This window comes from Fibrobacter sp. UWB1, from assembly GCF_002210325.1.
GTDB lineage: Bacteria > Fibrobacterota > Fibrobacteria > Fibrobacterales > Fibrobacteraceae > Fibrobacter.
This window is the reverse complement of the sequence record NZ_MWQL01000004.1, coordinates 130,677-142,063: the sequence shown is the minus strand read 5'-3', so window position 1 is coordinate 142,063 and position 11,387 is coordinate 130,677. Positions and strand designations below refer to the sequence as shown.

The window sequence follows — 11,387 nt, the reverse complement described above, 5'->3', positions numbered from 1 at the left end:
CAATGCCCTATAAAAAGGAACCCCCGGCGATTGCCGAGGGTTTCCCTTATATTCAGTTTTAGATCCTTCGACTTCGGCGCTACGCGCCTCCGCTCAGGATGACACTCAGACTACGAGAGCCTGGAAATCATGTAACCGGCGCAGACTGCGGTACCAATCACGCCTGCCACGTTCGGGCCCATGGCGTGCATCAAGAGGAAGTTCTGCGGGTCATACTTGGCACCTTCCACCTGGGAAACACGGGCGGCCATCGGCACGGCGGACACGCCAGCAGAACCGATGAGCGGGTTCACAGGGTTGTTGGGAGTGCACTTATTCATGATCTTGGCAAGGAAGAGGCCTGCTGCGGTCGAGAAACCGAAGGCCACCACACCCATAGCGATAATCATGAGAGTCTGCGGACGGAGGAAAATGTCGGCAGACATCGTGAGACCCACGGAAGTACCGAGGAAGATAGTCACGATATTCATGAGTTCGTTAGAGGAGGTCTTCACCAGGCGTTCGACAACACCGGCTTCCTTGAAGATGTTACCGAGCATGAGCATGATGATAAGAGCAGAAGCATCGGGCACCACGAGGATGCACACGATCATCACCATCACGGCAAACACGATGCGTTCAGCCTTGGACACCTTGCGGAGCGCCTTCATACGGATCTTGCGTTCCTTGTCGTTGGTCATGAGACGCATGATAGGCGGCTGAATCAGCGGAACGAGGGCCATGTAAGTGTAAGCTGCCACGGCAATAGGTCCGATGAGGTGCTTTGCTAGTTTGTTTGCAGTAAAGATGGAGGTCGGACCGTCGGCACCGCCGATGATACCGATAGAGGCTGCTTCACCGAGAGTAAAGCCACCGAATGCCACGGCGCAGAACATGGTCGCAAACACGCCGAACTGAGCGCCACCGCCGAGGAGCAGTGTACGCGGGTTAGCGATAAGCGGTCCGAAGTCCGTCATGGCACCCACGCCCAAGAAGATGATGGGCGGGAAGAGTTCCAGGTGGATACCCTGGCTGATGTAGTAATAGAGACCGGCCGTCGGGGTAAACATACCTTCGATGCTCCAGCCACCATCGTAGAATCCCGCACTCGGGATGTTCACCGCCAGTGCGCCGAGCGAAATCGGCAAGAGCAGCAGCGGCTCGTACTTTTTGACAATCGCCAAGTACATCAGGACGAAACTCACGATCCACATCACGATCATCGAAGGGGTGACGTATGCGAATCCGGTGTCGCCTGCGAACTCAACGACCGAATTTAAAAGAGAACTCATTTATCTGTACCTCTTAGGCGATGGTCATGAGAGTCTGGCCGTCGACGACAGTGTCGGTTTCCTTGACGGCAATGGAGTTCACGGTGCCGGCGCACGGAGCGACGACCGGGTTTTCCATCTTGAGAGCTTCGATGATAGCCACTTCCTGGTTGGCGGTAACGGTGTCGCCGACCTTGACCTTCAGTTTGAACACGGAGCCAGCGAGCGGGCTCTTGACTTCGGTACCACCGGCAACAGCAGGAGCGGCGGCAGGAGCCGGAGCGGCAGCGGGAGCTGCAGCAGGAGCGGCGGCAACGGCGGCATTGGAATCAAGAACTTCTACTTCGACATCGTAGGTCTTGCCTTCGAAACTGATACGGACGGTTTTCTTCATTTTGATATTTCCTGGCTTAAAAGCCTGTTGAGTTTTAAAAGTTTACCTTACTTGACGATCGTCCAAGCAGGAGAGTTGATGTTTCTGTAAGCAGTCACGCGGCAGGGCTGACCGATAGCCTGGGTCGCCGCTGCGGTCACGAGGGCGAGGAACTGGTCGTTGCTCATGCCCGGGTGTTCTTCGAGGGCTGCCACGGCGGCAATGCCGAGGAAAGCCTGGAGCTGCTTGTTGGTGAAGCCCGGATGGACGCTCTTTGCGTTCGGATCCCAGTCGCAGTGGGCAGGACCGATGGTCTTGGGTGCTGCAGCGGCGGGAGCGGCGGCCGGGGCAGCCTTAACTGCAGGTGCCGGAGCCTTGTCCTTGTTGAGGCCGAGCTTGGCCATGATGAAGTTCATGAGGTAGCAGAGCACCGTGAGGCCCACGATAACCACCATCACCACGATAAGACCGGTTGCCTGGAATTCGATCAGGGAGCCGATACCGAAGGTGTCGGAGTCGCCCTTACAGCCCTGTTCGGTCGAAAATTCGCCCTTGCAGTAGGTCGAGCCCAGCTTGGCCTTGGCGATGGGCAACACCTTGTGGCCGCCGGCGTTTTCGATAGAATCGCGAACGTCGCGTGCAAGAACTGCCTGATCGTAGGTCTTATAGAGAACCGAATGGTTACCAGAGTGGGTTTCCACGATCTTGTAAACCATATCGTCATTCATACCCGGCATAGAAAGCTGCTCCTGAACCTGGGCGGCATCGGAGGGGAGCATGAGTCCGAGCTGTTCGTCGAACTTGCCCTTCACCTTTGCTGCAGGTTGCGGTGCAACGAGAGCCGGCTGCTGCACATCCTGGGCCGGAGCGGCGGGAGCCACCTGAGCTTCGGGTGCATTGGTCTGTGTTTCGTTCATATTGGATTCAATCCATTCTTTTGGGTTTCTGTTTTGTAAAAATCAGCGGTGAAAATTTAGAAAAAGCGGCGCTTGGTTAGTGCCGCCGAAAGCTACATCACCCCGGTTTCGAGGCCTTTTACGGGGATATAGCGTATGGAACCGTCCGGAGAGATAATCATGGCCACGCCGGCCATGTAATTCACCCATTTCCATTTTTCGTAAAAGCGCACATTCGCGTGCCCGTTCGTTACATAGGCAAGCAGCGGGACAACAAGATAGTCGTGCGTAACCAGGAAGTTCACCCGCTTCATTTTGCCCAAATTCGCCAAAATTTCATTCTGCAGCAATTCTTCGCTTCGCATTTCCAAATCATAGAACACATCCGGGTAAGCCCCTAAAAAGGCATACTTGGAACACACGACCCAGCCGCCGCCATCGGAGTTCGAATAGCTTTCAAATTTCAAGCTGTCTTTCATGTACCAGTCGCCATCGAGCCCGGCAAGCACTTCCAAATCGTATTTCGACTGACCATAACCCGCGGCTATGTTTTCGCAGGTTTCCAGGGTGCGGGTATAGCCCGAATAGCCGAAGTAGAACTTTTCCTGATTCACGGCAGCAAGGCGCTTTCCCAAATCCTGGGCGTACTTTTTTCCGTTGTCAGTCAAGTGGCCCTTTGCGCCTGTCTCGCCGGTGCGTTCACTGTGGCGGATAATGAACACGGCCTTTTCGTCGGCAGCCAAGTTCGCATAGACTTCGACCAAGTCGGTAAAGCCGTCGGCCTCTTGCGGGGTAGCAAGTCGCCAGGCGCCTGTATCGAAAATGTAATAGTTGTCATGGATGACGCGGCCTTCGCGGATTTCCTTGTCGTATTCGCCCGGGCCAAAGCCTACCGTATCTTTTTCCATGGGTTGCGCAAGGCGCCACTGGAATCCATTCGCGTCGCAAATAAAGCGCACCGACGAATGGTCCGACGTTTCATAATCATTTGCAAAATAAGCGCTCTGGCCCTGGTTCACATGAACGACCGTTCCTGCATTTGCATCGGTGCAAGGTTCAAAGGCGTAAGCAAGCGGAATAAAGCCACGCATGTAGCGTTCGAAATTCGGCACGTTCCCACCGTAGGCCGACGTTACGTTGTTCCGAATTTCGCCGTAGCGCCAGTTGCTATCGAGCCCCACAATCCAGTCGGCGACCTGGATTTTCCAGTTAGGGTCATTCCATACGCCATCGCCCTTCAGGTCTTCGCCCAAAGTGCCGATAAAGTTTTGCGATTCTTCTTTACTCAAGCGGTTCTGCACCATCGCCGCAATGGCAAGCAACACCGCATTGGAATCCATCGCATACTGCAGAGAATCCACCCCGAAGGCCGCAAGCGTTTCGTACTTCGCACGTTCCACGGCAGAATCTAACGGAACATGGTTCATCAAGTGCTGATCCACACGGGGGCGCGCCAAAAGATCCACTATATGGGCCACCTTGACGGAATCCGTCGAATCGGCGACGGCGATACGTTCTTCTAGAATTTCAAAGGTATATAGCGGTGCATAAATCGGTTCAAGCACCTGGACCGCCTGGGTATCGGGCTTTACCTCTGCTGGGTCCCCGTTTGCAGATTCGCCACCATTTGCGACACCGCCATTATTTTCTGCACTGCATCCAAACAAGAACAGGGCTGCTGCCAGGGCAGCACCCAAACATTCCACACACCATTTTTTTCTCATACGCGACCTACATCGTCATGGTTCCGGAATCTAGTCCCCTCACCGGAACATAACGAATGGTTCCGTCTTTCCCCATGATGATTGCAAGGCCCGCAAGGTAGTTGATCCATTGCTTGGTATCAAAGTAGCGCAGGTTCACCTTCTTGTCGGTGAAGTACGCCGTCAGCGGAACCACAAACATGTCGTGCGAAATGAATACACCCACTTTTTTCACGTTCGCAAATTCAGGCTTGATAATTTCGGTAATAAAGTTTTCGCTGTAATTTTGAAGGTCGTAGAACGCATCAGAGTACGAGCCCTTGTACGCATATTCAGAAGCCACGACCCAGCCGCCGCCATTGTTGCTCTTGTACTGTTCGAGTTTGCTGTTGTCCTTCACGTACCATTCGCCATCAAGCGCTTCAATCGTATTTTCAGAATAGCTAGCCCCGGCGCCCTTAGCAATATTTTCGCAGGTTTCCATGCTTCGAGTGTAGGTCGAGTTTGCAAAATAAATGTCTTCGCCCTTCAGCTTGGCGCCCACATCCTGCGACTGGGTCTTACCGTCATCGGTCAAATGCCCCTTCTTGCCGGTATCGTCGCTACGCTTGGCATGGCGCAAGAAGAAGATGACCTTTTCGCCCGGCTGCAGGCTCTTGTACACGTCTTCGAGATCTTCGAATTCCTGGATGTCATCACTTGTAGCGACACGCCACTTCTTGGTTGCGTCATCGTAGACATAATACTTTTCTTTATCGACACGGCCGTTCTTGATTTGGCCCGGGTATTCGCCCTTGCCATAGCCGTAGGTGTCTTTTTCGACAGCGGTAGCGGCGCGCCATTCATGCGTTTGGGCATCGCAAATAAAGCGAACCGTCGGGCCAGGCTGATCGTAGCCGCCACCGCAAAAATAGGCACTCAAGCTGTTCGTAATGCACTTGACCGTATCGGCATTCTGCGCATTGCAATCGCCAAAGTTATAGGCCCTGGACCAGAAGCGCTTCAAGTGCTTTTCAAAGGCCGGCACCTCGCCCATATTCCAGCTGGCAATGTTGTTGCGAATCGTCGCGTAAGAACCGCTGGTATCGAGCACCATGAGCCAGTCGGCAAGGTCTGCCTTGGCGTTGTTGTCGTCCCAGTTGCCGTTACCCTTAATGCGGTCAGCAATGCCTGCGGCATAAGAAGTCATCTCGGAGCCCGAGCCCTTGCGCTGCATCATGATAGAAATAGCAAGCAAGGCGCCACTGTATTCGTCGCCGTCAAAGAGTCCAATATCTTCGGCAGAGCGGCCATCGGTCGTAAGCTGCTGTTGCTGCTGGCCAAAGCCCCAACCGCCGCCAAAGCCGCCACCGGTGCTGCCGGAGCCGGAAGACTTGTCCCACTGGATTTCGAAACTCGAAAGAATTTCACGCAGCGCCTGAGCCTTGACCTTACGGATCGGCTGGTTGTTGCCGCTGTTTTCTACAAGCTTGAGCACGCGACCCGCTTCCATGTGGGTCAGAATATTCACATTCACCGTATCTTTTTCAGTCACGTCGACCACGGCTTCGAGTGTCACCGGCTTGGGAGAAAGTCCGCCCGTCAGTTCACTGCGGTAATAACCGTTCGCCTTCACGCGCAAATAGGGCGACACGTAGTCTACGCTATCAAAGCTGTAGTTGCCATCGCCATTCAAAATACAAGTCTTGTGGGTACGCTTGGAATCAGCCAAATGTTGCGTACTGTCAAGCTCAATCAGCTTAATGGATGTACCGTAGCGGAACGGCCCTTTTTCGGCGACACCCACCAAGTGTGCGCCCACTATACGCGGTTCAGCCGTATCGACAGCGGCCGTATTAACGGAGTTACCTCCGCCAAAGTTTCCCCAAGGCGAGGTGCTTCCGCCCGTACTCGAGCCCTTGTCGTCTTCATCTTCTACACCCGTGTACATCTTGCCATCGCGGCAAGAAATACCCGTACTCTGGGAGACTTCTTCAGAAGGAACCCACTCACCCGCTAGGCAGAAATACAGAATATTTTCGCTCTTGACCAAGAAGGATTCACCCTCGCTCTGGGCGGTACATTCCGGCAAGGCTTCTACATCGACCACGGCTGTGGTGTCTTCAATAACCGGTTCTTCAACACCAATAACCGGACCCGTCGAGGAACTTGATGTCGTTGATCCGGGTTCGCCCGGCTTATCCGGGTCTGCAGCACTCGAAATCGGACGGCCTAAGGAATCTTTCTGGACAACGCCACTGGAACGCTTTTCCCAGCGGGAACCGCTTGAGCGGCCTCTATGCCCATCGCCATCGTCATCACCGTATTCGTCTCCAATTTCGTCAGGGTCAACTTCCTCGTTCGAAGAAGACGAACTACCGGAACACGCCTGCATAGAGAAGGCGAACCAAGCAGAGATTATAATCCAAAACAGGCGATTCATTCGTCGATCCTAAAAACTATTCGCAATATAACAAGAAACTACTTTCTTTTCAACGAAAAAGCCAATAGAATCTGCCAATCGCCCCCACCAGCGCAGGGGCAATGAGTAGAATCACACAAAAACGGAAAAAATGGAACTTTTTAGCGCATTTTCCCGGTTTCGAGGAACCTCGAATGCATTTCGAAAGCCCTTTCCAAGGCCAGGGGCATGTGTAAACCCTTCGCATGTTTCAGGCTATATTCCAAGAAATCGGTGAGCGGTTCGCGGAAATCCGGGTGCGCGCAATTCTTGATAATCAAGCGGGCGCGTTCTTCGGCAGCAAGCCCACGCAAGTCGGCAAGTCCCTGTTCCGTCACGAAAATCATGGTATCGTGATCCGTCTGGTCCACATGGCTCACGTAAGGCACAATCGAACTGATGGCGCCGTCCTTGGCAACCGAGGGCGTCAAGAAAATGCCAAGGTAACAGTTGCGGGCAAAGTCTGCCGCGCCACCGATTCCGTTCATCATGGCAGAACCTGTAACAAGGCTGCTGTTCACGTTACCGAAGATGTCTGCTTCGAGCGCCGTATTCATGGAAATCACGCCCACGCGACGAATCACGTCGGGGCTGTTGCTCACTTCTTGCTGGCGAAGTACCAAATGCTTTTTCCATTCGGCAGCGTTTTCCACAAATTCTTTCTGCGCGTTTTCAGACAAAGTAAGAGCCGTGCCCGAAGCGACGCCGAGTTTGCCCTTCTTTAAAAGCGGGAACACAGCTTCTTGAATGACTTCGGTATAAAGGTCGATTGTTCCAAGGCGACTATCGTCGGACATGGCGCTAAGGACGGCGTTTGCCACCTTGCCTACGCCGCTCTGGAAGGCCATTCCCTTGGGGAGGCGGCCCATGCTTTCTTCATGGCAAATAAAATCCAAAATGCGTTCGCCGATGTTTCTGGAGACGGCATCCGGTTCCACGAATGGATTCACTTCGTCGAGGCGAGATGTTTCGACAACGGCAATCACCTTGCTCGGGTCAATTTTCACGAATTCAGAACCCACACGGTCGCCGGCGCTATAGATGGGGAGCGGTTTTGCATGCGGCGGAAGTTCCGGGAGCGCGGTATCGTGAATTCCCATGAAGGAATCTCCCAAGCGCGTATTCAATTCCAGAATGATCTTGGGAGCCATCTCAAGGTAGGTCACCGAGTTTCCGCCCGAGGTCGAAAGGCATACGCGACCGTCGCTCAATATGGCCGAGACTTCGATGATCGCGACCGTCGGCGCAGGCACAGCGCCTGTACGCACCAGGTAGCCCATCTTGCCGAGGTGGGCATCGATATACTTGATTTGACCCGCGTTAATCGCCTTGCGCAAGCTCGGATTGCTCTGGTAAGGCATTCTAAGCGACACCGCCTGCGCCCGGGCTAAAGCCCCGTCGCAGCTGTCGCCGGTCGACGCTCCCGAGAAGAGCGTCACCTTAAAAGGCTTGCCCTCGGCATGCAACTTTTCGGCACGTGCAGCCAAAGCCGTCGGAACCTCTTTGGGGTAACCCGCCAAAGTAAAACCGGACACTCCCAACACATCACCATCGTTAATCATTGCCGCGGCATCGGCTGCCGAGCACTTTTTAGAATCAAACCAATTCATACGATAAAATTAGATAAAAAGACATCTTAGTTCAGAATTCGGAATTCAGAATTCAGAGATTTTATCATTTCCGAATTCCGAAATCCGAAATCCGAATTGTATATTTCCCCCACGTGAAGCATTTTATCAAATACAACTTGATTGGCGTCATGAACACGCTCATTACCCTCGCCTCGGTCTGGATAATGCACCAGATGCTCGACTGGAACCTGGAACTTTCGAATTTTCTCGGATTCATTTTCGGCGCCATCAACAGCTACTTGATGAACCGCATCTGGAATTTCAAGAGCCATAACAAAAAACGCACCGAAGTCATCCGATTCATTATCGTGTTCCTTGCGGCCTACGCCTTGAACTTTGTCACGCTCGAAGCCTCCGTCTACGTTTTGAACACCGCCTGGTGCAAACCGTTTACCGACTTCATTTCGCAATTCATGAAACCCGGCTTTTTTGCAAACATTGTCGCGAACGGCGTGTACGTGATTGCAAGCTTTACGCTGTATAAGAAGTGGGTGTTTAGGTAATTCTGAATTCGGAATTCAGAGTTCGGAGTTGAGATAATTCAGAATTCGGAGTTCAGAGTTCGGAGTTGAAGGAAGTTACTAGTTCTGAGTTACTAGGAAATTTCAACTTTCATTTCTAGCAACTCGGAACTTAGAACTAAAAAACGCTCGCTAATAGCGAGCGTTTTTTGCAGCTAAGCTGCAGTAACTTTTCAAGATTTCCGATTAGAACGGTACGAGTTCGACACGGCGGTTCTTGGAGCGGCCCTTCTTCGTCTTGTTGTCGGCGATCGGCTTGTCGGAGCCGAAGCCCACGGCGCGAACGCGGTCAGAAGAAATACCGTTCTGGATGAAGTAATCCACCACCACCTGGGCACGATCCTGAGAAATCTGCTTGTTGGTTTCTTCGGAGCCCGTATTGTCGGTATGACCCTGGACTTCGATGTTAGCGGTGCTGAACTTCTTCATGAGCTTCACGATGTTGTTCAGGGTCTTGTAACTTGCCTTGGTGAGCTTCTTGGAGCCACTCTGGAAGTTAATGCCCTTCTTCAACTGTTCCAAGTCTTCAGCCTTGTTGAGCGGGCAACCCTTCTTGTCGATACGCACGCCTTCGAGGGTGTTCGGGCACTTATCGAGGAAGTCAGCCACGCCGTCCTTGTCGCTGTCGACCGGGCAGCCAGCGGTGTCAACGGCAGCACCCTTCGGAGTATCCGGGCACTTGTCAAGACCGTCGTAAACACCATCCTTGTCAGCGTCAGCAGCGCAACCCAGAGAATCAACAGGCACGCCCTGCTGAGTATTCGGGCACTGGTCAATACCATCAGGCACGCCGTCCTTGTCGAAGTCGAGCGGGCAACCGGTATTGTCAACATTCAAGCCGGCCTTCGTATCCGGGCACTTGTCGAGAGCGTCAGGCACGCCATCCTTGTCGGCGTCAGCCGGGCAACCCGTAGAATCAACAGCCACGCCCTGCTTGGTGTTCGGGCACTGGTCCTTGGCATCCGGAATACCGTCGCCATCGAAGTCGCCTTCGCAACCTTCAGCATTCACCTGGGCCCCTTCGCTGGTGTTCGGGCACTTGTCCATAGCATCGGGTACGCCATCCTTGTCGGCGTCAGCCGGGCAGCCGAGGGTGTCAACAGCGAGGCCAGCAGCAGTGTTCGGGCACTTGTCGAATGCGTCGGCAACGCCGTCCTTGTCAGCATCAGCCGGGCAACCCGTTTCGTCGACCGGAAGACCCGCAGGCGTATTTTCGCACTTGTCGAGACCGTCGTACACGCCGTCCTTGTCGGTATCCTGCGGGCAACCGACAGAGTCAGTCTTCACGCCTTCGGCGGTGTTCGGGCACTTGTCGAGAGCATCAGGAACGCCATCCTTGTCGAAGTCCGGTTCGCAACCGAGAGAATCAACGCTTGCGCCACCGCGAGTGTTCGGGCACTTGTCAAGGCCGTCAAAAATGCCATCCTTGTCGGAATCCTGCGGGCAACCGAGGCTATCAACCACTGCGCCGGCCGGAGTCTTTTCGCACTGGTCCTTGGCATCAGGTACGCCATCGCCATCGCCGTCGGTCTGCACATCCTTGACGTTGCCGCCAAAGCGCCAGGTGAGGGCTGCAGTCACAGCGACAGTCGGGGTCGGAGCATAGCCGTAGCTAACCGGGCCAGTCGTGTTGTCGTGATGGATGGTGTGTTCCTTGACATTCTTCATTTCTTCGTCAATGTCGTAACCGAGGTTAGCAAGAGTGCGGAAGGCAATGTCTGCACCCAAAGCGAAGTCGATGTGCCACGGCAGGTGGAAACGGAAACCTGGAGTCAGGAGCATCGGGTCGTCCATCGGGTCGCGACGGTATGAACCTTCTTCGATACGCATTTCGCCGGAGTATTCAACGAAGATGTCCATCCAGTCGGTCGGCATCACGTTCAAGCCCGTGCCATAAACCAAGGTATTGGTTCCCTTGTCGGCATAAACGAAGCTTGCATGGGTGTTCCACAAGACCGGTACACCAAGTGCGCCGAAGTTCAAGGAGAGCACCACGGTTCCAGCATAGTTAAATCCACCAGAGGTATACGGGTTGGTATTGCCACCGTCGTCATTCAAGTACCAGGCATGACGCGGACGGACGCCCACGTTTTCATCACCGGTCGGGAAATAGACATCACCCTGGATAGCGAGGCCAAAGAAGCTCTTGGAGTCACCAATGAGGCCGGCCTTCAACCAAACGTTCAGGTCGCCACGGCTAGCTTTCCAGAGATCGCCTTCGCCATCGCCCTTCAAGTTGGCATGGTCATAGTACAGCGGGAGAGCCACACCGAGGTCGATGAAATCCTTCAGACCAATTGCAGCGTGAACATTACCGCTAAGAGAACCTGCATTCCTATGGAACAAGCGTTCCTGCGAACCCTGATTGACCACGCCGCCACGGGACTGGGACCAAGAGTCCGTAGAGATATCGCCGCCCGTACCGAGTTCGATACCCCACTGACCCAACGTGTAAGCGTTGTGTTGATGTATACCGGAAGTTCCACCCTGAAGCCCGGACTGGGCAAAGGCAAGACCGCCAGCGACTAGTGACAAAGCAATGATTTTTTTCATTGTATCCCTCGCATGTCTTT

General features: G+C 53.8%; 8 protein-coding genes. 1 reads left to right on the top strand and 7 read right to left on the bottom strand.

The window, feature by feature from the left end; translation table 11 throughout:
- Positions 1 to 110: 110 nt before the first annotated feature.
- The 6 genes from B7988_RS05175 to B7988_RS05150 form a co-directional block, all read right to left on the bottom strand.
- Entirely contained in the window at positions 111 to 1,271 is a 1,161-nt protein-coding gene (locus tag B7988_RS05175; RefSeq protein ID WP_073056321.1) for a sodium ion-translocating decarboxylase subunit beta, read from the bottom strand.
- A gap of 13 nt (positions 1,272 to 1,284) precedes the next feature.
- Positions 1,285 to 1,644 (bottom strand): acetyl-CoA carboxylase biotin carboxyl carrier protein subunit, encoded by a 360-nt coding sequence (locus B7988_RS05170; protein WP_073056323.1) that lies wholly within the window; start codon positions 1,642 to 1,644, stop codon positions 1,285 to 1,287.
- A gap of 47 nt (positions 1,645 to 1,691) precedes the next feature.
- On the bottom strand, positions 1,692 to 2,540 hold the full coding sequence (locus B7988_RS05165; protein ID WP_141225565.1) for a hypothetical protein: 849 nt from the start codon (positions 2,538 to 2,540) through the stop codon (positions 1,692 to 1,694).
- 92 nt (positions 2,541 to 2,632) lie between these two features.
- Positions 2,633 to 4,243, bottom strand: a complete 1,611-nt coding sequence (locus B7988_RS05160) for a histidine phosphatase family protein (RefSeq protein ID WP_141225564.1) — start codon at positions 4,241 to 4,243, stop codon at positions 2,633 to 2,635.
- Positions 4,244 to 4,250: 7 nt separating this feature from the next.
- Positions 4,251 to 6,644 carry a histidine phosphatase family protein gene (locus B7988_RS05155; protein WP_088657081.1) on the bottom strand — a complete coding sequence of 798 codons (2,394 nt, stop codon included), beginning with the start codon at positions 6,642 to 6,644 and terminating at the stop codon, positions 4,251 to 4,253.
- A 140-nt stretch (positions 6,645 to 6,784) separates the two neighbouring features.
- On the bottom strand, positions 6,785 to 8,272 hold the full coding sequence (locus B7988_RS05150; protein WP_088657080.1) for an acetyl-CoA hydrolase/transferase C-terminal domain-containing protein: 1,488 nt from the start codon (positions 8,270 to 8,272) through the stop codon (positions 6,785 to 6,787).
- Positions 8,273 to 8,385: 113 nt separating this feature from the next.
- Between B7988_RS05150 and B7988_RS05145 the strand changes: the two genes are divergently transcribed.
- Positions 8,386 to 8,796 (top strand): GtrA family protein, encoded by a 411-nt coding sequence (locus tag B7988_RS05145; protein WP_088657079.1) that lies wholly within the window; start codon positions 8,386 to 8,388, stop codon positions 8,794 to 8,796.
- A gap of 204 nt (positions 8,797 to 9,000) precedes the next feature.
- Here B7988_RS05145 and B7988_RS15390 read toward each other — a convergent pair whose 3' ends face one another.
- Complete coding sequence (locus tag B7988_RS15390) at positions 9,001 to 11,367, bottom strand: OmpA family protein (protein ID WP_088657078.1); 2,367 nt, start codon at positions 11,365 to 11,367, stop codon at positions 9,001 to 9,003.
- Positions 11,368 to 11,387: the final 20 nt, after the last annotated feature.

Bases quoted from the DNA above. Each gene is read 5' to 3' on its own strand.
- B7988_RS05160 (WP_141225564.1), bottom strand. From the start codon at position 4,243: ATGAGAAAAAAATGGTGTGTGGAATGTTTGGGTGCTGCCCTGGCAGCA.
- B7988_RS05175 (WP_073056321.1), bottom strand. From the start codon at position 1,271: ATGAGTTCTCTTTTAAATTCGGTCGTTGAGTTCGCAGGCGACACCGGA.
- B7988_RS05155 (WP_088657081.1), bottom strand. From the start codon at position 6,644: ATGAATCGCCTGTTTTGGATTATAATCTCTGCTTGGTTCGCCTTCTCT.
- B7988_RS05170 (WP_073056323.1), bottom strand. From the start codon at position 1,644: ATGAAGAAAACCGTCCGTATCAGTTTCGAAGGCAAGACCTACGATGTC.
- B7988_RS15390 (WP_088657078.1), bottom strand. From the start codon at position 11,367: ATGAAAAAAATCATTGCTTTGTCACTAGTCGCTGGCGGTCTTGCCTTT.
- B7988_RS05150 (WP_088657080.1), bottom strand. From the start codon at position 8,272: ATGAATTGGTTTGATTCTAAAAAGTGCTCGGCAGCCGATGCCGCGGCA.
- B7988_RS05165 (WP_141225565.1), bottom strand. From the start codon at position 2,540: ATGAACGAAACACAGACCAATGCACCCGAAGCTCAGGTGGCTCCCGCC.